The sequence below is a fragment of the Arthrobacter sp. AOP36-A1-22 genome (assembly GCF_052377615.1).
Taxonomy (GTDB): domain Bacteria; phylum Actinomycetota; class Actinomycetes; order Actinomycetales; family Micrococcaceae; genus Arthrobacter_H.
In genome coordinates this window covers 42337-60625 of the sequence record NZ_JBQSWX010000012.1, presented here as the reverse complement: position 1 = coordinate 60625, position 18289 = coordinate 42337, and the positions used below count along the sequence as shown (strand labels likewise).

Sequence of the window (18289 nt, the reverse complement as noted above, 5' to 3'; positions counted from 1 at the left end):
CTCCGTATTCGGAACCGAAGGTTAGAGTCTAAGAAAGACGGGTGAAACATGATCTACGCAGCACTTAGCGCGGCTGAGGGGAAAGTCAACCCCCTCTTCCCCAATGTGTGGGAAATCGCACTGACGCTGGTGACGTTCCTCGTTCTGCTGTACATCGTCAACAAGTTTGCCGTTCCGGCATTCGAGAAGACGTACAAGGAACGCTCAACAGCCATCGAGGGCGGGATTGCTAAGGCAGAAGCCGCACAGGCAGAAGCCAACGCAGCCCTCGAAGAGTACCGGCAGCAGCTGCTGGACGCCCGCACGGAAGCCAATCGCATTCGCGAGGAGGCCCGTGCTGAGGGGTCCAAGATCCTGGCCGACCTGAAGGAGAAGGCGGCGGCCGAGTCCGCACGCATCACCGATCAGGCACAGGTCCAGATCGAAGCTGAACGCCAGGCAGCCGTCGTCTCCCTCCGCGGAGAAGTCGGAACGCTGGCAACCCAGCTGGCCAGCCGCATCGTGGGCGAGTCCCTCGACGACGATGCACGCTCGGCCCGCGTGGTTGACCGCTTCCTGAGCGACCTCGAAAACGAGCAAAGCGCAGGTGCATCGAACTAATGGCAGGTGTATCGAGCCAGTCCCTGGCAGCGGCCCAGTCCGACCTTGAGGCGAAACTGCCCACGGTCGGGCTGCCGCTCGCCGAGGACCTCTTCGGCGTGTTGAGCATTATGGATTCCAATGCCGGCTTGCGCCGTGCCTTGACCGATCCGGCGCGCAGCACCGAGGAAAAGACCGCACTGACGTCCCGGCTACTGCGGGGCAAGGTCTCCGCGGAGGCCGAATCCATCGTGGCCGGCCTCGCCGGTTCCCGGTGGGGCTCGGCACGTGACATCGGAGATGCACTCGAAACGCTGGCCGCCACGGCGGCCATTAGCGTGGCTGAGCGCCAAGCAGAGGGACCAGCCGGTCTCGAAGCCTTGGAGGAAGACCTTTTCGGCTTCATCAGGGTTGTGGGGTCCAGTCATGATCTGCAGCGTGCGCTCGATGACCCGCAGGCCTCGGACGATGCCAAGCGCAAACTTGCGCTAAAGGTGTCCCCGCAGGCCGGCGAGGTCGCACGAGTCCTGATCGCCCAGGCAGTCCAGTCCCCCCGGGGCCTGAAGCCGGCGGCACTCGTGGAGAAGTTCGTGGAGTTGGTGGCCAAGCGCCAGCAGCGGTGGATTGCGCAAGTCAGCGCCACCCGTCCGTTGACTGACGAACAGTTCAACCGACTGCAGGCAGGGCTCAATAAGCTCTACGGACGCGATCTGAAGATCAACGCCGCAGTGGATCCATCACTAGTTGGAGGTATCCGGGTAGTCGTCGGTGACGAGGTTGTTGACGCAACCGCAGCCACCCGGCTCGCGGAACTCCGTCGTCGGTTGGCCGGCTAGCCCTCCCCCAGCGGGAGGGCGGCTTGCCGCCGACACCACAGACTGAAACAAACCCCGGTTTCCACCAGCAACACAGGTCGGAAACCACAATCTAGGAGAGCAGGGACTGCAGATGGCCGATTTGACCATCAACGCCGATGACGTCCGCAACGCCTTGACAGACTTCGCCGCGTCCTATGACCCGGGCAGCGCGGAGCGCGTCGAGGTCGGTCGCGTGACCACGGCTAGTGACGGCATCGCAAAGGTGGAGGGTCTTCCCTCCGTAATGGCCAACGAGCTTCTTCGTTTCGAAGACGGCACGCTGGGTCTGGCACAGAACCTCGACACCCGTGATATCGGCGTCGTCGTCCTGGGTGACTTCGCAGGCATTGAAGAAGGCCAGGAAGTCCACCGCACCGGTGAGATCCTCTCCGTGCCCGTGGGCGATAACTTCTTGGGTCGCGTGGTCGACCCGCTGGGCCAACCCATCGATGACATGGGCGACATCGTCCCCGAGGGCCGCCGCCCGCTGGAGCTTCAGGCTCCCGGTGTGACGCAGCGCCAGTCGGTCGGTGAGCCGATGCAGACGGGCATGAAGGCGATCGACGCCATGATCCCCGTGGGTCGTGGCCAGCGTCAGCTGATCATCGGTGACCGCCAGACGGGCAAGACCGCCCTGGCCGTCGACACGATCATCAACCAGAAGGACAACTGGGCCTCCGGGGATGTCTCCAAGCAGGTGCGCTGCATCTACGTGGCCATCGGCCAGAAGGCCTCCACGATCGCCGCGGTCCGCCAGTCGCTCGAAGAGCACGGCGCCATGGAGTACACCACCATCGTGGCCTCCCCGGCCTCGGACCCCGCAGGCTTCAAGTACCTGGCACCGTACGCCGGCTCGGCCATCGGCCAGCACTGGATGTACGGCGGCAAGCACGTTCTGGTCGTCTTCGATGACCTGTCCAAGCAGGCCGAAGCCTACCGTGCCGTCTCCCTGCTGCTGCGTCGTCCGCCGGGACGCGAGGCCTACCCGGGTGACGTGTTCTACCTGCACTCCCGCCTGCTGGAACGTTGCGCCAAGCTCTCCGACGAGCTCGGCGCCGGCTCGATGACCGGTCTGCCGATCATCGAAACCAAGGCGAACGACGTGTCGGCCTACATCCCGACCAACGTCATCTCCATCACCGACGGACAGATCTTCCTGCAGTCGGACCTCTTCAACGCCAACCAGCGTCCGGCCGTCGACGTGGGCATCTCGGTGTCCCGCGTGGGTGGTTCGGCGCAGACGAAGGCGATGAAGAAGGTCTCCGGCACGCTGAAGCTGGAACTGGCCCAGTACCGGGACATGCAGGCCTTCGCCATGTTCGCCTCGGACCTGGATGCCGCGACCAAGCAGCAGCTGACCCGTGGCGCCCGCCTGATGGAACTGCTCAAGCAGGGCCAGTACGCCCCGTACCCGGTCGCCGAGCAGGTTGCTTCGGTTTGGGCCGGCACGAACGGCCACCTGGACGCCGTCCCGGTCGAGGATGTCCGCCGCTTCGAGAAGGAATTCCTCGAGTACCTGCGCAACCGCACCGACGTGCTGACCACCATCACCCAGACGGGCAAGTTGGAGGACTCCACGTTCGAGGCGCTGAACACCGGCATCGAGGAGTTCAAGAAGGGCTTCTTCGGCGACGGGGAGCAGTTGGTTGGCCCCGGGCACGAGGAGCATGACGCCCTGGGTGAAGAGAACGTCGACCAGGAAAAGATCGTCAAGCAGAAACGCTGACGTTCTCCGTGAGGTGGTGCCGCGACCCGCGGGTCGTGGCACCACCGCCACGGACTAGGAAAGGATAAACATGGGAGCCCAGATTCGGGTCTACCGCCAGAAGATCGCCTCGACCTCGTCGATGGGCAAGATCTTCAAGGCGATGGAACTGATCGCCACTTCCCGCATCGGCAAGGCACGCAGCCGCGTTTCGGCTTCAATGCCATACGCCCGTGCGATCACCCGTGCCGTTTCTGCCGTCGCGTCCCAGTCCGAGGTCGAACACCCGCTGACCACCGAGCCGGAACAAGTCCGCCGCTCGGCCGTGTTGGTGATGACGTCCGATCGCGGCTTGGCCGGTGCCTATTCGGTCAGTGCGATCAAGCAGGCAGAATCGCTCATCGAACTGCTGCACGGTGAAGGCAAGGAAATCAGCACCTACATCGTCGGCCGCAAGGCCCAGGCGTACTTCGACTTCCGCAACCGCGACTATGCGCGGGTGTGGACCGGGGACACCGACGCTCCGAAGTTCGAAACGGCCCAGGAGATCGGCGAGGCGCTGCTGGAGGCCTTCAACACCCCGTACGAGGAAGGCGGTGTGGAGGAGATCCACGTCGTCTTCACGCAGTTCAAGTCCATGGTCCTCCAGGAGCCGACGGTCATCCGTCTACTGCCCCTGGAAGTCGTGGAGGAGGAAGTGCAACGCGAGAGCGATCTGCTGCCGCTGTACGAGTACGAACCGGAACCGGAACAGGTTCTGGACGCACTCCTGCCGCGCTACATCGAATCCCGCATCTTTGCAGCCATGCTGCAGGCGGCCGCATCGGAACTGGCTGCCCGCCAGCGCGCGATGAAGGCAGCCGGGGACAACGCCAACGAGTTGATCAAGAAGTACACGCGACTTCGGAACAACGCCCGTCAGGCGGAGATCACCCAGGAACTGTCGGAAATCGTGGCAGGTGCCGACGCGCTCAGCGCGTAGCAGCCGGCCGATCACCATTTACCCCCACGCTCTAGAGATACAAGCGAAGTGAGAGAGATGACTGCCCAACTAAACGAGCAGGGAACCGCCGCCGCAGCCCCGGGAGCAACCGGGCGCATCGCGCGCGTCACTGGCCCGGTCGTCGACGTCGAATTCCCGGCCGATGCCCTTCCCGCCCTGTACAACGCCCTGACCGCAGATATCACGCTTAACGGCGAGACCCACACGGTCACCTTCGAAACCAGCCAGTACCTTGGCGACGACCTGGTCCGCGCGATCTCGCTGCAGGCCACCGACGGGCTCGTCCGCGGCGCCGTCGTCCAGGACACCGGCTCCTCGATCTCCGTGCCCGTCGGCGACGTCGTCAAGGGACACATCTTCAACGTGCTCGGCGAACCGCTCGACGTTCCGGCCTCCGATCTGGAGATCACCGAACGCTGGCCCATCCACCGCGAGGCCCCGGCCTTCGCGACACTGGAAGCCTCCACGGAGATCCTCGAGACCGGCATCAAGTCCATTGACTTGCTCACCCCCTACATCCAGGGCGGCAAGATCGGTCTGTTCGGTGGTGCCGGTGTCGGCAAGACCGTGCTGATCCAGGAAATGATCACCCGTGTGGCCCGCAACTTCGGCGGTACCTCGGTCTTCGCCGGTGTCGGCGAGCGGACCCGTGAGGGCAACGACCTCTGGGTTGAAATGGAAGAATCAGGGGTCCTGAAGGATACCGCCCTGGTCTTCGGCCAGATGGACGAGCCGCCGGGAACCCGGCTGCGCGTGGCGCTGTCGGCCCTGACCATGGCGGAGTACTTCCGCGATGTGCAGAACCAGGACGTGCTGCTGTTCATCGACAACATCTACCGCTTCACGCAGGCAGGTTCCGAGGTGTCGACCCTGCTGGGCCGCATGCCCTCGGCCGTGGGCTACCAGCCCAACCTGGCGGATGAGATGGGTACCCTCCAGGAGCGCATCACCTCCACGAAGGGCCACTCCATCACCTCGATGCAGGCCATCTACGTCCCCGCGGACGACTACACCGACCCGGCGCCGGCCACGACGTTCGCGCACTTGGATGCGACCACGGAACTCTCCCGTGAAATCGCCTCCCGTGGCCTGTACCCGGCCATCGACCCGCTGACCTCCACGTCCCGCATCCTGGACCCGCAGTATGTGGGCCAGGAGCACTACGACACGGCCGTGCGGGTCAAGTCGATCCTGCAGAAGAACAAGGAACTCCAGGACATCATCGCGATCCTGGGTGTCGACGAGCTCTCCGAGGAAGACAAGATCGTCGTCTCCCGGGCCCGTCGCATCCAGCAGTTCCTGTCGCAGAACACCTACACCGCCAAGCAGTTCACCGGTGTCGACGGCTCGACCGTGTCCATCAAGGACACCATCGAGGGCTTCAAGGCCATCTGCGACGGCGACCTGGACCACATTGCCGAACAGGCGTTCTTCAACATCGGCGGTCTGGACGACGTCGAGCGCCAGTGGGCCGAGATCCAGGGCAAGAGCAAGTAGCCATGGCCGAACTCGAAGTCGAAATCGTTGCCGCGGACCACTTCGTGTGGTCCGGGGCAGCGGAACTGGTCAAGGCCCGCACCAGCGATGGCGAGATCGGCGTCATGCCCGGGCACAGCCCGGTCCTGGCGGTTCTCGCAGCCGGTGAGTTGGCCATCGTGCCCTCCAATGGCGAGCGGTTCACGGTCCAGGCCGACGGCGGTTTCTTCTCGGTCGACCATGACCGGGTTGTCATCGTGGCTGACAATGCGCAGCTCGACGATGCCGTCGCGGTAGGAAACCGATAGTCCGCCCTTGAACGACATCGGCATTCCCGTCATCATCCTGGCTGCGGCCCTGCTCCTGCTGTTGATGATGTTGGGTGCCATGGGGGTGCGTCGCCATCAGTTGCGGCGCGCCCTGGGGACTTTCGACGCCTCCATCTCCACGACCTCCGGGAAGTGGATGATGGGGGTTTGTCGTTATACGGGGACCGACCTGGAATTCCTCCGGTTGTTCTCGGTGACCCCGGTGCCCCTGCACCGCTACGCCAGGACGTCGCTGGAACTGATCGGGTGGCGGGAGTCCGAAGGTGAGGAACGCATCAGGGTCCAGCCCGGCGCCGTCGTCGTGGATCTGGTTGCCGGGGGGATCCCGATCCTGTTGGCGATGGATTACGGCTCCTATACGGGCCTGCGCAGTTGGATCGAAGCCGGCCCGGTGGCCGGGGTCGGGACGTGGCGCTGAAGCGACCACCCCTGGACATGGCCATGGCGCGCACCCCCTGGATGAGGGGATGCGCGCCATGGCTTTTTTCGTGGACTCCCGGCGGTGCGGCCGGAGGGCCCTCTAGATTCCGGTGACTCCCGTGGCCTGGGGGCCCTTGGCTCCCTGACCGATCTCGAACTCGACCCGCTGGTTTTCCTCCAGCGTGCGGAAGCCGTTGCTCTGGATTTCCGAGTAGTGGACGAACACATCGCCGTCAGCCTCGTCCGGCGTGATGAAGCCGAAGCCCTTTTCAGCGTTGAACCACTTCACGGTGCCCTGCGCCATGTATATCTCCTCATTGATGTGAAACTAACCGCACACGGCGTCTTGCCGCGTCCGGACGGTACCGAAGTGGGAAGATGCCGACGTGGCCGGCGGTACTTCACACCCGCAACCTGCTTTGCGGGCATGTACATGACCAACACAAAGACTGAGTTGATCATCACACATCAATGTGGCGTATTCAACGGCAAAAGCCCATGTGGCGGGTGATTACCCGTGATGGGGCGCCAGCTCGACCCCGTCGCGGTAGACGCGGAGGAGCCTGAAGTGCCGGTCGACGATGACGGCGTCGGCGCTGAAACCGATGCCCAGGGCACCGACCTCGTCGGTCAGGCCCACCAGTTCGGCGGGGACCGAGGAGGCCGAAAGCACTGCCTGCTCCAACGGAACCCCCGCCTCGACGGTGCTGCGGACCACGTCCAACATGGTGGCGGTGCCTCCGGCCAGCGAGTTGCCCTCGGCCAGCCGGGCCGCCCCATCGGCGACCACCACGTCCTGCGGGCCCAGGGTGTACTGCCCGTCGGGCAGACCAGTGGCGGCCATGGAGTCGGTGACCAGCACGATGGATTCGGCGCCGAGCAGGACGAACATCGCCCGGACGATCGCCGGATCCAGATGCACTCCGTCGGCGATCAGCTCCACCACGACCTTGCCGGCCGCGGCGGCCTCGAGGCAGGCGGCCACCGGACCGGGGGAGCGGTGGTGCATCGGGGGCATGCCGTTGAACAGGTGCGTCACGGTGGCGCGTTCGGTATAGCCGTCGAAGCCTGCCGAGGAGAGTTCCTCCACGGCCACATCGAGCGAGGCGGTGACGGTGGGCGCATCGGCGTTGGTGTGTCCCAGCGAGGGCAGGACCCCGTGGGAGACCAGTTGCTCCACCAGGGCATCGGAACCGGCCAGCTCGGGGGCGTAGGTCATGGTGCGCAGCTGGCCGCGGGCCGCGGCGACCAGTTCGTCCACGAAGGCCGGGTCGGGGGCCGAGAGCAGGGACGGGTCCTGGGCGCCGCAGCGCACCGTGGAGAGGAACGGGCCCTCGGAATGGATGCCGGCGATGAGCTCACGTTCGGCGAAATCGGCCAGCACGGAGGCGGCGGAGAGCAGATCGGCGCGGGTGGCGGTGACCAGCGAGGCGAGCAGCGTCGTCGTCCCGGCGGCATGGAGGAACTCGATGGAACGGGCCGCGGCCTCGGCGTCCCCGCTGGGGAAGTCCCCTCCGGCGGCTCCATGGCAGTGCACATCGACCAATCCGGGCATGATGGTCGCCCCCGCAGGCAGCTGCACGTCGGGATGGGAGGCGGACTGCGGCCACCGGGAGAATTCCTCGGGGGTGCCGACGAAGACGATGCGATCGGCTTCGAAGGCGATCACGGCGTCATCGAGGATGGCGCCTCCGGTGACGGCACGGCCGCGCAGGGACAGCCGGGTGGGTTCTTCGGTGGATGTCATGACCCCAGCATAGTTTCTGCCCGGCGGGCGACCTAGAAGAGTTTCCCGGGTGAAGCGGCGGGCCGGGGACCGGCGGGTCAGAACAGGCGGGAGGCGCTGTCGTCGACCCCGCGCATGGCGTCGTAATCCAGGGTCAGGCATTCGATGCCGCGATCGGTGGCCAGGGTGCGTGCCTGGGGTTTGATCTGCTGGGCAGCGAAGACCCCCCGGACCGGGGCCAGCAGCGGATCGCGGTTCATCAGCTCCAGATAGCGGGTGAGCTGCTCGACGCCATCGATATCGCCGCGACGTTTGAGCTCGATCGCCACGGTGGAACCCTCGGCGTCCCGGGCCAGGATGTCCACCGGCCCGATCGCCGTCATGTATTCGCGGCGCACGAGCTTGAAGCCCTCGCCCAGGGTATGGATCTGCTCGGCCAGCAGGCGCTGCAGATCTGCTTCGACCCCGTCCTTGATCAGCCCGGGATCGGTCCCGAGCTCATGGCTGGAATCGTGCAGGACCTCATGGATCCTGATGACCAGGTGGTCATCGACCTTGGAGTGCTGGACGCGCCAAGTCTCCACGACGCCCTCGGCTGCGGCATCCTCATCGGCCGGGGCGATGTGCATGGTCGCCGGCGGGCTCATCCAGTTCAGCGGCTTATAGGAACCGCCGTCCGAATGGATGAGGACGGAGCCGTCGGCCTTGACCATGAGCAGGCGGGTCGCCAACGGCAGATGGGCACGCAGACGGCCCAGGTAATCGACTGAGCAACGAGCTATCACTAAACGCACATCCAGCACTCTACCGTCCGTTCCCCCCGGTGGGCATTCCCGCTGCGCCGATGGAAAGCGATACGATCGCGAACATGCCCCGCTCCAACCGTCCGCGTCGCCCGCAGCGCCAGGCCCGCCCCAATAAGTGGGCGCAGGCCGAGCGACGCCGCAGCGAGGACGACGACGGGTTCAGGGGCCCGGGGCTGTCGATCCCCTCGGTGCAGAGCGCACCGGACGGCCAATGGCATGTCCGGCGGATCTCTGCGGCCCGGGCCGGGAAGAACTACACCTGCCCGGGATGCCATCGCACGATCGATCCGGGCGTCGAGCATATCGTCGCGTGGCGGGCGGACCATTGGAGCGGCGAGGAGGCCTCCGCCGCCTCCCGGCGGCACTGGCATCTCAAATGCTGGAACGGCCGCAGCTTCCGCTACTGATCCGGCCCGGGAACCGGACCGCCCCGGGACGGGGTCCTAGCGCCGTTCCTGCCGGGCCATGAATACCTCGCGGATCAGCAGCATCGTGGAGGCCGCCAGCGGGATGGCCATCAGGGCACCGACGATGCCCATGAGCGTCCCGCCGGCGATCACGGCGATCACGGCCACGGCCCCGGGAACCGCAACGGTGCGTTGCATCACCCGCGGCGAGATGAAATAGGCCTCGAACTGCAGGTAGCCGAAGTAGAAGATCGCATAGACCACCGCGGTCTCCCAGCCGACCGTCAGGGCGATCAGCGAGACCAGGATCCCGGCGATGACCGCCCCGACCAGCGGGATGAATGCCAGGACGACGACGACCAGGGCCAGCAGCAGGGAATAGGGGACCCCGACGATCGTCATGATGATGAAGGCATACAGGGCGTTGAGCAGGGCGACGATGGCCTGGCCCATCACGTAGTTGCCCACGCTGTTGGAGATCTGCTCGGACAGCGTCTCCACGCGCTGGCGCTTGGACCGCGGGACCAAGCGGTAGGCCCAGGATTTCAACCCGGGCAACGCCGCCAGGATGTAGATGGCCAGCACCAGGACGATGAGTGTGCCGAACAGACCCTGGGCCACGACCCCGCCGACCCCGATCACCCCGCCGAAGACCCCACCGAGGGCGTCGGTGTTCTGGAAGAACTTATCGACTTCCTGAGTGATGCGTTCGCGGACCTGGAACTGCTCGTCGATGGTGGTGAAGAAATCCGAGTTCAGGAAGCTGTCGACGATGTCCGGGGCCTTCTCCACGAAGGCGGTGGTCTGCTTGACGATGGTCGGGATGAGGATGCCCACCGCACCGCCGAAGATGACGGCCAACAACAGCATCGCCGCCAGCACGCCCACCGGGCGGGGGACCCGGTGGCGTTCCAGATACCTGACGATCGGATCCAGCCCCAGGGCGATGAACAAGGCAATGGCGATCCAGACCAGCAGGGAGCCGACATTGGTCAGGATGAAATACAGTAGCAGCGCCAGCCCGACGCCGACGCTGAACATGAACCCGGTGAAGACCGGATGGTGTCCGCCCGGGACGTTGAGGAGCGGTTCGGCCTCGGGGTCGGCGGCGGGGCGCGCGGCCGGCGGGCGGGTGATTCCGGTGGCGTGCAGGAACCGGCCCAACAACGTCGGCTTCCCCGCCGGCGGGGCCCCGGTTGCCGGCTCCGCCGGGCGCGGGGAAGCCGGGACGTCGGCACTCGCGGCTTCGAAGGCACCGCGGTCGGTGCCGGGGAGTTGTTCGCCGTCGTCCGGGGTGGCATTGCTCTCTTTCATCACGAGCCCGAGCCTACCTTTCCGGCGTCATGCGGCGGGTGTTCGGCCGTCCGGATCCACCACATCACGTGCTCCGCGACACAGCCGGGAACCGCCGGGGTAACCGATTCGTTATCATTGCAGTGTGGCCGGTCTGCAACTGTGCCCGACCACGACCGAGGCCGATCATCGACCCCCATTTTGTTAGGTGTAATTACGTGCGAATCTTCATTGCTGCGATCTCCATTTTGCTGGGCGCCCTGGCCCTGGTGGTGGGGATCGGGCAGCGGACCTTCTGGGCGCCGCCCGAGACCGTGACGGCGACCGTGCAGACCGAGCTGAAGGACGCCCCGCTGACCGTGGTCGAGCCCGGCGTCGCGGAGATCGAGGACCGGCCCGTCGATGTCACCGTCGAAGCCGATGGCGAATTCACCGCCGCTCTCGGACGCAGTTCCGACGTCGACGCCTGGGTCGGCAAGGCCGCCCACAACACGATTTCGGGGATCGATGACGAAGCAATGACGCTGACGGCCGAGCACTCGAAGGGCGAGGCCAAGGTCCCGAACCCCAAGAACTCCGATCTCTGGGTTGCCTCCGAATCAGCCGATTCACATATGGTCCACCGCTGGACCGCACCCGACGAGGGCGACTGGTCGCTGCTGCTGGCCACCGATGGGACGAAGGCCGCACCCACCGACATCACCGTTTCCTGGGAGAACGACGCCACCGCACCGTTCTCCATCCCGCTGATCATCGTGGGATCACTGCTGATCCTCTTCGGTCTGGCCTCCGTCCTGGTTGGACGCGGCGGACGAGGCAAGGGCCCGGAGGCCTCGGCACCGACCGGTGGCGGGTCAACGACCCCGGCCGCCGGCTCCGGAAGCGGCGCCTCGACGCTCCAGCGCACCGCGACGGTCGTCGCCGCGGCCGCCCTGGTCCTGGTGCCGGCCCTGCCCGCCTCCGCTGCCACCGGATCCGCCACCGCATCCCCTTCGGCATCCAGCACGGAGCAGGACCAGGACGGCGATGATGTCCATGCCGTGCTGCAGGAGGACCAGTTGGACCGGATCCTGGAATCCGTGGCGGATACCGTCTCCAGCGGCGACAAGGCCCAGGATGCCAAGAAGCTCAAGTCCCGGGTCGGTGGGGACGCCCTGTCCCTGCGCAAGACAAATTATTCGCAGCGCAACGACGGATTGAAGATCCCCGCCCCCGGGACCGTGGCTGCCGCGCCGGTCCGTTCGGCAGCAGTGACCACCACCACGAAATGGCCGCGGACCTCGATGATCGTCACGCAGGCCAAGGACGCGAAGATCCCCCGGGTGCTGGTGCTCAAGCAGGAGGACCCCCGCGCGAACTACAAACTCATCAACGAGGTCTCCATGCTCCCCGGATCGGAGTTCCCCGGGCTGGCCGTGGGGGACACCTCGGTGCGGACCCTGGATAACAAGGACGATTCGGTGAAGACCGCTCCGGCCACGGCCGCCAAGGACCTGGCGGCCTACCTCAGCGATTCCAAGTCCAAGAAGAAGGGGCAGTTCGCCGAAAGCGCCTTCATCTCGGCCACCCATGAGGGACAGGCCAAGGAGATCAAGGACAATAAGAACGCCAAGATCAAGTATGAGCACAAGGTCGATCAGAAATCCCTCGAAGTGCTCTCCACCCCCAATGGCGGGGCCCTGGTCAGCGGGCTGTTGAACAGCACCATGACGGCCACCCCGAAGGAAGAGGGCGGCACGGTGAAGCTCGATGACGCCAGCGCCAAGCTCGCCGACGCCAAGAGCACCAAGAAGGGTGTGGTCACCAAATCGGCCGAACCCGTCGTCTTTTACATCCCCGGCGCCGACAGCAAGGACAAGATCCGCCTGATTGCGGGGGAGATCGTCCTGCAGTCCGCCAAAGTGAAGTAGTCCTCGGGGACCACGCCCATCCATTGGGCACCCACCCGAGGCAGACCATAAGGTAGGGGCATGAGCAATACCGAACCAGCAGCAGCTTCCAGCCGTGGCGCCGTCGATCTGTCAGGACTCGGCGCCCAGGACCCGCAGGCCGCGTCCGCCCCGGGGCCGGCCCAGATGCCGGCCCCGCCGGCCGGGCCATCACCGGCGGCCACCGAGGGGGCGACGTGGACCGCGGCGGTGAACCAGCAGGAGTTCACCCAGCTGGTCCAGGTCTCCAACACGGCACCGGTCGTGGTCTCGTTGGGCACCGGGTCCTCCGCGGCCTCGGTGCAGTTGGATGAAAAACTCCGCAGGATCATCGACGGCCATGCCGGACGCCTCGTCCTGGCGTTGGTCGATACCGACCGCGAACCGGCGATCGCCCAGGCCTTCAGGGTCCAGCAGGTCCCCTCCGTGGTGGCCCTGCTCAATGGACAGCCCGTCCCCATGTTCCAAGGCGATGCGGCCCCCGAGCAGATCGCGTCGCTGCTGGAGGAGCTCCTCCAGCTCGGGGTCCAGCACGGGGTGACCGGGACCGTGCCGCCTTTCGGGGCCCCGGAGGCCGAGCAGCCGGTCCCGCCGCTGCACCAGGAGGCGATGGACGCCATCGACGCCGGCGATTATGCCGGGGCCGTGACCGCCTACCGCAAGGCCCTGGCCGAGAAACCCAACGACGACGAGGCCCAGACCGGGCTACAGCATGTAGAGCTGCTCCAGCGCACGGCGTTCTCCGACCTGGATTCGGCCCGCAAGGCGGCCGCCGATCATCCCGACGGCATCGACGAACAGCTCGCCGTGGCCGACCTGGATGTCCTCGGCGGCCATGTCGAGGATGCCTTCGCCCGGCTCGTATCGCTGGTGGGGCGCACTGCCGCGGAAGACCGCGAACGCGTCAGGGCCCGGCTGGTCTCGCTCTATGCCGTCGTCGGGGCCCAGGACGAACGCGTCGTGAAGTCACGGCAGAAACTGGCGCGCGTCCTGTTCTAACCGGCTTGGTCCGCCCCCGGGCCGGGGCAAGCGTGCCTCCCCCTGAAGGCTGAGAAGCGGATTCAGCCATGAGGATGATGCCTTTGGCCCGGGCCCACTGTTAGGTTCGGAGCATGAACACCGAACTCCATCAGTCGACGGCCCCTGCCATCAGCTTGCGTGGCCTGGGCAAGCGCTATGGCCAGAAGATCGCCGTGAACGGGATCAGCCTCGACGTGCCCTCCGGCTCCTTCTACGGACTCGTCGGGCCTAACGGCGCCGGGAAGACGACCGCGCTCTCCATGGCCACCGGCATGCTGCGCCCCGATGCAGGACAAGCATGGGTCCACGGGGTGGACGTCTGGAAAGATACGCGCCGCGCCAAATCACTGCTCGGTGTTCTGGCGGACGGGGTGCGGCTCTTTGACCGGCTCAGCGGGCGCCAGCTGGTGACCTATGCCGGTCTGCTCCGCGGTATGGATGCTGCCACGGTGGACGAACGAACCGATGACTTATTGCGGGTCTTGGACCTGTCCGACGCCGGCGGAAAACTTGTGGTGGACTACTCGGCGGGCATGACCAAAAAGATTGCCCTTGCCACCGCGCTGATTCATTCACCGCGAGTGCTGGTCCTTGACGAACCCTTTGAAGCCGTCGACCCGGTATCGGCGGCAAATATTCGGGACATCCTCGCCGACTATGTCGGGCACGGAGGGACCGTCGTGGTCTCCAGCCATGTGATGGACCTGGTCCAGCGCATGTGCTCCCATGTCGCGATCATCTCCGATGGCAACTTGCTCGCCGCAGGAACCGTGGACGAGGTCCGCGGCGAGGGAAGCCTCGAGGACACTTTCGTGAACATGGTCGGTGGCCGGGCCGAAGGAGGTGGGCTCTCGTGGTTGCACACCTCCTGAAACTGAAGTTGGCGCTGCTGCGCAACGGTTTCAAACGCAGCCCGTGGCAACTCGTGGGCGTCATCATCGGGGGGATCTACGGCCTCGGGCTGGCGGTGCTGCTCTTCGTGGGGATGTTCGCCCTGGGCGACCAGCCCGCCGAACTGATCACCACCGTCGTGGTGCTGGCCGTCTCGTTGATCACCCTGGGGTGGGCGGTCATCCCGGTACTGCTCTCGGGAGTCGACCTGACGCTTGATCCCTCACGGTTCTCGGTCTACCCCATCCCGCCGCGGCAACTGGTGATCGGCCTGCTGCTGAGCGGTTTCATCGGGGTCCCCGGCCTGGTGATGCTGCTGCTCTTCGCCGGTCAGGGGCTGGCCTGGCGGGCCAATGCAGGACTGGCCCTGGTCGGCATCCTCTGCGGCGTCCTGGCGGCGCTGAATGCGCTGGCCCTCTCCCGGCTGGCCGTCACCGCCGCCACGGCGCTGACGTCCAACCGGCGATTCCGCGAGCTGGGAATGATCCTGCTGTTCGTGCCGCTGATCATGCTCGGGCCCATCCTCCAGACGGCGACCGAGGGGCTCGAGGCGGGACTGGGCTGGCTGCCCGACATCTCAGCGGTGCTGGCCTGGACGCCGTTGGGTTCCTTCGCCGCCGTCCCGGGGGACGTGGCCGTTGGGGCCTGGGGGCTGGCGGCCGCCAGGCTGGTGCTCTCGCTGGTCTATCTGGTGGTGATCATCCTGGCCTGGAAATCAGTACTCTTCCGGGCCCTGGAAACCCCGCCGCAACAATCGGGCGGGAGCCGCGCCGTCTCCGGGCTCGGTGTCGCCTTCCGGCTGTTCCCGGCCACCCCGTGGGGTGCCGTGGCCTCACGGTGCCTGACCTACTGGATGAAGGACCCCCGCTATGCGATGAGCATCATCTTCGTTCCGCTGGTCCCGTTGCTGATCTGGTTCTGGTCCTCCCAGGGCGGCGACTACACCGCCATGCTTTATCTGGCACCGATCATCGCCGTGCTGTTGGCCTTCAGCATTTCGGCGGATATCTCCTATGACAACACCGCGTTCTCACTGCATGTGCTCACCGGACTGCGCGGATTCGACGATCGGCTGGGACGGGTGGCCGCCTCGGCGGTCTTCGCCGTGCCGACCGTGCTGCTCGCGGCGATCCTGCCGGCGGCGCTGCTGGGGGAAACGGAACTGCTGCCCGCCATCCTCGGGCTCTCGCTCGGGGCCCTGGGAACCGGCTGGGCGGTCTCGAGCATCGCCTCCGCCCGCTACACCTATGCGGTCCCGCTGCCCGGGGACAACCCGATGAAGACGCCCCCGGGCACCGGGGCCCGCATGGCCGTCACCCAGCTGGCGACGTTCGGGTCCACGATCGTGCTGATGCTGCCCGAAATCATTCTGCATATCGTCTTCCTGGTCACCGGGCAGGAGCTCTACGCCTGGCTCGTGCTGGTCACCGGCGTCGTTTTCGGGGCCCTGATGCTGATGGGGGGACTACGGATCGGTGGACGCTGGTTCGATTCCAGGACCCCGGAACTGATGCAGGCGACCGTACTGAACCGTTAGGCCCGCAAGGAGTTGGTAGACTGGGGGCATGACGATGCCTGCAGACCCGTTTGAAAACGACCCCAACGACCCGGGCCAGGGCGGCGGCACCGCGACCATCGAGCGCGAAGAGCTGCGTGAGCACCTCGAGCCCGGTGACAGCGAGCGTTTCGCGCACTATGTGCGGAAGGAAAAGATCATGGAGTCGGCGCTGACCGGCGAACCGGTGATCGCCCTGTGTGGCAAGGTCTGGGTCCCGGGACGGGACCCGAATAAGTTTCCGGTCTGCCCGGAGTGCAAGGAAGTCTACGAAGGCATCCGTGCCCCGAAGGACGGCGGCGGCAAGGACGACAAGAAGTAGTCCTTCGCCGCGTGAAGCCCGCGCCTGCCCTCGGCAGGTGACGGCAAGGCATGGTGACGCACCGATCAGGTGGGCTCCCGTGTCGGTGGGACGGCCCGGGAGCCGCCCGCCATAAGATGGTTTTTTCTTTTCGGCCGATCGCGGCCGATTTCACCTGCCACCGAGCACTTGAGGAGGTTGGCCGTGGGCGATGCCCTGTTCAGTCTGGGCGAGTCCATGCCACCGGCGTATCCGGAGCGGGCGGCATGGGGAACGGCCACGAAGCTGCGCCAATGGCAGGCCGAAGCGCTGGAGAAGTACTTCGCCACCACGAGCAAGGACTTCCTCGCCGTCGCCACCCCCGGGGCCGGCAAGACGACCTTCGCCCTGCGTGTGGCGGCGATGCTGGTCGAAGCCGGAACGATCAACCGGATCACGGTCGTCGCCCCGACCGAGCACCTCAAGAGCCAGTGGGCCGATGCCGCCGCCCGGATCGGGCTGGCCCTGGACCCGAACTTCAAGAATGCCGACGGCCGGCATGGCGCCGACTTCATCGGGGTGGTCGTCACCTACGCCCAGGTGGCCAGCAAGCCGCTGCTGCATAGGGCCAAGACCGAGGCGGCCCGCACCCTGGTGATCCTCGACGAAATCCACCACGGCGGCGACGCCCTGAGCTGGGGCGACGGCATCCGTGAGGCCTTTGAACCGGCGGCCCGCCGGCTGGCGTTGACCGGAACCCCCTTCCGCTCCGATACGGCGGCCATCCCCTTCGTCGAGTACATCGAGGACGCCGAGGGCATCCGCCGCTCCAAGGCCGACTACACCTACGGGTACGGCGACGCGCTGAAGGACCACGTGGTTCGACCGGTCATCTTCATGGCCTATTCCGGCCAGATGCGTTGGCGCACCTCGGCGGGGGAGGAAATGGAGGCCCAGCTGGGGGAGGGGTTCACCAAGGACGTCACCGCGCACGCCTGGCGGACGGCACTGAACCCCGAAGGCGAATGGATCCCCTCGGTCCTCGCCGCAGCCGACCGCCGGCTGACCGAAGTACGCCATACCGTCCCCGACGCCGGCGGACTGGTCATCGCCACCGACCACGCCGATGCCAAGGCCTATGCCGCGCAGCTGAAGAAGATCACCGGGGAAAAGGTCACCACGATCCTCTCCGATGACGCGAAGGCCTCCGCCAAGATCGAGGACTTCACCGAAAGCAACGACCGGTGGATGGTCGCGGTGCGCATGGTCTCCGAGGGCGTCGACGTCCCGCGGCTGGCCGTGGGGGTCTACGCCACCTCCACCTCGACCCCGCTGTTCTTCGCCCAGGCGGTGGGACGTTATGTCCGTTCGCGCAAGCGCGGGGAAGTGGCCTCGATGTTCCTGCCGTCCGTTCCGATCCTGATGGCGCTGGCCAACCAGATGGAGCTCGAACGGGACCACGCCCTGGACCGACCCGAAAAGCATGTGGATGACCCGGACTTCATTCCCGAGGACGACCTCATGGACGAGGCCAACCGCGAGGAAAAAGCCTCCGATGAACTGAATAAACAGAAGTTCGAGGCACTGGACTCCCATGCCTCCTTCGATCGTGTCCTCTACGACGGAGGCGAATTCGGGACCGGGGCCATGCTCGGCTCCGAGGACGAACAGGACTTCCTGGGGATCCCCGGGCTGCTGGACGCCGAACAGGTCGGGGCGCTGTTGCGCCAACGCCAGCAGGAACAAGTGACCCGGCGCGGTCGCAAACAAGGGGCGCCCGCCGCCCCGGTCGAGGATCCCTCGGTCACCGACCACCGTCGACTGACCGAACTGCGCAGCCAGCTCTCCAAGAACGTCTCCGCGTGGGCGGCCCGCACCGGAACACCCCACGGGGTGGTCCACAACAAGCTGCGGGAAGTGTGTGGCGGGCCGGCAGTGGCCCAAGCCAACGCGGACCAGCTCAACCGTCGGCTGGATAAGTTGCAGGGCTGGTTCGTCGGCAAACGCTGAGAGA

The 18289-nt window shown here is 66.0% G+C and carries 18 protein-coding genes; 14 read left to right on the top strand and 4 right to left on the bottom strand.

Going from position 1 to position 18289, the window contains the following annotated elements:
• The first annotated feature begins 48 nt into the window (after positions 1-48).
• The 7 genes from ACT3S2_RS09100 to ACT3S2_RS09070 all read left to right on the top strand — a co-directional run bounded on the left by ACT3S2_RS09100 (position 49) and on the right by ACT3S2_RS09070 (position 6367).
• Complete coding sequence (locus tag ACT3S2_RS09100; protein ID WP_444561566.1) at positions 49-600, top strand: F0F1 ATP synthase subunit B; 552 nt, start codon at positions 49-51, stop codon at positions 598-600.
• Complete coding sequence (locus ACT3S2_RS09095; protein ID WP_444553571.1) at positions 600-1415, top strand: F0F1 ATP synthase subunit delta; 816 nt, start codon at positions 600-602, stop codon at positions 1413-1415. Before ACT3S2_RS09100 ends, ACT3S2_RS09095 begins: the two co-directional genes overlap by 1 nt.
• Before the next feature lie 112 nt (positions 1416-1527).
• Positions 1528-3162: a F0F1 ATP synthase subunit alpha gene (gene atpA, locus ACT3S2_RS09090; protein ID WP_444553570.1), complete on the top strand. Its 1635-nt coding sequence runs from the start codon at positions 1528-1530 to the stop codon at positions 3160-3162.
• 70 nt (positions 3163-3232) lie between these two features.
• On the top strand, positions 3233-4123 hold the full coding sequence (locus ACT3S2_RS09085; protein WP_444553569.1) for a F0F1 ATP synthase subunit gamma: 891 nt from the start codon (positions 3233-3235) through the stop codon (positions 4121-4123).
• 57 nt (positions 4124-4180) lie between these two features.
• Positions 4181-5641 carry a F0F1 ATP synthase subunit beta gene (atpD, locus tag ACT3S2_RS09080; protein ID WP_444553568.1) on the top strand — a complete coding sequence of 487 codons (1461 nt, stop codon included), beginning with the start codon at positions 4181-4183 and terminating at the stop codon, positions 5639-5641.
• Between the two features lie 2 nt (positions 5642-5643).
• Entirely contained in the window at positions 5644-5928 is a 285-nt protein-coding gene (locus tag ACT3S2_RS09075; RefSeq protein ID WP_444553567.1) for a F0F1 ATP synthase subunit epsilon, read from the top strand.
• A 7-nt stretch (positions 5929-5935) separates the two neighbouring features.
• Positions 5936-6367: a DUF2550 domain-containing protein gene (locus ACT3S2_RS09070; RefSeq protein WP_444553566.1), complete on the top strand. Its 432-nt coding sequence runs from the start codon at positions 5936-5938 to the stop codon at positions 6365-6367.
• A gap of 102 nt (positions 6368-6469) precedes the next feature.
• Here ACT3S2_RS09070 and ACT3S2_RS09065 read toward each other — a convergent pair whose 3' ends face one another.
• The 3 genes from ACT3S2_RS09065 to nucS all read right to left on the bottom strand — a co-directional run bounded on the left by ACT3S2_RS09065 (position 6470) and on the right by nucS (position 8889).
• Positions 6470-6673: a cold-shock protein gene (locus ACT3S2_RS09065; RefSeq protein WP_086998333.1), complete on the bottom strand. Its 204-nt coding sequence runs from the start codon at positions 6671-6673 to the stop codon at positions 6470-6472.
• 207 nt (positions 6674-6880) lie between these two features.
• Positions 6881-8116, bottom strand: a complete 1236-nt coding sequence (locus ACT3S2_RS09060; protein ID WP_444553565.1) for an N-acetylglucosamine-6-phosphate deacetylase — start codon at positions 8114-8116, stop codon at positions 6881-6883.
• Positions 8117-8193: 77 nt separating this feature from the next.
• Positions 8194-8889 carry an endonuclease NucS gene (gene nucS, locus ACT3S2_RS09055; RefSeq protein ID WP_444553564.1) on the bottom strand — a complete coding sequence of 232 codons (696 nt, stop codon included), beginning with the start codon at positions 8887-8889 and terminating at the stop codon, positions 8194-8196.
• A 74-nt stretch (positions 8890-8963) separates the two neighbouring features.
• Here nucS and ACT3S2_RS09050 point away from each other — a divergent pair, with 74 nt between their 5' ends.
• The gene (locus ACT3S2_RS09050; protein WP_444553563.1) at positions 8964-9308 is read left to right on the top strand and encodes a hypothetical protein; all 345 of its coding nucleotides are present in this window, start codon (positions 8964-8966) and stop codon (positions 9306-9308) included.
• A gap of 36 nt (positions 9309-9344) precedes the next feature.
• Here ACT3S2_RS09050 and ACT3S2_RS09045 read toward each other — a convergent pair whose 3' ends face one another.
• The gene (locus tag ACT3S2_RS09045) at positions 9345-10622 is read right to left on the bottom strand and encodes an AI-2E family transporter (RefSeq protein WP_444553612.1); all 1278 of its coding nucleotides are present in this window, start codon (positions 10620-10622) and stop codon (positions 9345-9347) included.
• 197 nt (positions 10623-10819) lie between these two features.
• Here ACT3S2_RS09045 and ACT3S2_RS09040 point away from each other — a divergent pair, with 197 nt between their 5' ends.
• The 6 genes from ACT3S2_RS09040 (at position 10820) to ACT3S2_RS09015 (ending at position 18285) form a co-directional block, all read left to right on the top strand.
• On the top strand, positions 10820-12511 hold the full coding sequence (locus ACT3S2_RS09040; RefSeq protein ID WP_444553562.1) for a hypothetical protein: 1692 nt from the start codon (positions 10820-10822) through the stop codon (positions 12509-12511).
• A gap of 60 nt (positions 12512-12571) precedes the next feature.
• Positions 12572-13528: a co-chaperone YbbN gene (locus ACT3S2_RS09035; protein ID WP_444553561.1), complete on the top strand. Its 957-nt coding sequence runs from the start codon at positions 12572-12574 to the stop codon at positions 13526-13528.
• Between the two features lie 113 nt (positions 13529-13641).
• Entirely contained in the window at positions 13642-14421 is a 780-nt protein-coding gene (locus ACT3S2_RS09030; RefSeq protein ID WP_444553560.1) for an ABC transporter ATP-binding protein, read from the top strand.
• On the top strand, positions 14403-15977 hold the full coding sequence (locus tag ACT3S2_RS09025; RefSeq protein WP_444561565.1) for a transporter: 1575 nt from the start codon (positions 14403-14405) through the stop codon (positions 15975-15977). The genes ACT3S2_RS09030 and ACT3S2_RS09025 overlap by 19 nt, the downstream gene beginning before the upstream one ends.
• 28 nt (positions 15978-16005) lie before the next feature.
• Positions 16006-16317, top strand: coding sequence for a DUF3039 domain-containing protein (locus tag ACT3S2_RS09020; protein ID WP_444553558.1), 312 nt, complete (start codon positions 16006-16008; stop codon positions 16315-16317).
• A gap of 216 nt (positions 16318-16533) precedes the next feature.
• A complete protein-coding gene (locus ACT3S2_RS09015) occupies positions 16534-18285 on the top strand; it encodes a DEAD/DEAH box helicase (protein ID WP_444553611.1) in 1752 nt (583 codons plus the stop codon).
• Positions 18286-18289 lie beyond the last annotated feature (4 nt).

What these genes read in the sequence shown, in the direction of transcription:
- ACT3S2_RS09060 (WP_444553565.1), bottom strand. Translation starts at nt 8,116, where the DNA reads ATGACATCCACCGAAGAACCCACCCGGCTGTCCCTGCGCGGCCGTGCC.
- ACT3S2_RS09035 (WP_444553561.1), top strand. Translation starts at nt 12,572, where the DNA reads ATGAGCAATACCGAACCAGCAGCAGCTTCCAGCCGTGGCGCCGTCGAT.
- atpA (WP_444553570.1), top strand. Translation starts at nt 1,528, where the DNA reads ATGGCCGATTTGACCATCAACGCCGATGACGTCCGCAACGCCTTGACA.
- atpD (WP_444553568.1), top strand. Translation starts at nt 4,181, where the DNA reads ATGACTGCCCAACTAAACGAGCAGGGAACCGCCGCCGCAGCCCCGGGA.
- ACT3S2_RS09075 (WP_444553567.1), top strand. Translation starts at nt 5,644, where the DNA reads ATGGCCGAACTCGAAGTCGAAATCGTTGCCGCGGACCACTTCGTGTGG.
- ACT3S2_RS09020 (WP_444553558.1), top strand. Translation starts at nt 16,006, where the DNA reads ATGACGATGCCTGCAGACCCGTTTGAAAACGACCCCAACGACCCGGGC.
- ACT3S2_RS09045 (WP_444553612.1), bottom strand. Translation starts at nt 10,622, where the DNA reads ATGAAAGAGAGCAATGCCACCCCGGACGACGGCGAACAACTCCCCGGC.
- ACT3S2_RS09095 (WP_444553571.1), top strand. Translation starts at nt 600, where the DNA reads ATGGCAGGTGTATCGAGCCAGTCCCTGGCAGCGGCCCAGTCCGACCTT.
- ACT3S2_RS09085 (WP_444553569.1), top strand. Translation starts at nt 3,233, where the DNA reads ATGGGAGCCCAGATTCGGGTCTACCGCCAGAAGATCGCCTCGACCTCG.
- ACT3S2_RS09065 (WP_086998333.1), bottom strand. Translation starts at nt 6,673, where the DNA reads ATGGCGCAGGGCACCGTGAAGTGGTTCAACGCTGAAAAGGGCTTCGGC.
- ACT3S2_RS09015 (WP_444553611.1), top strand. Translation starts at nt 16,534, where the DNA reads ATGCCACCGGCGTATCCGGAGCGGGCGGCATGGGGAACGGCCACGAAG.
- ACT3S2_RS09050 (WP_444553563.1), top strand. Translation starts at nt 8,964, where the DNA reads ATGCCCCGCTCCAACCGTCCGCGTCGCCCGCAGCGCCAGGCCCGCCCC.
- ACT3S2_RS09030 (WP_444553560.1), top strand. Translation starts at nt 13,642, where the DNA reads ATGAACACCGAACTCCATCAGTCGACGGCCCCTGCCATCAGCTTGCGT.
- ACT3S2_RS09100 (WP_444561566.1), top strand. Translation starts at nt 49, where the DNA reads ATGATCTACGCAGCACTTAGCGCGGCTGAGGGGAAAGTCAACCCCCTC.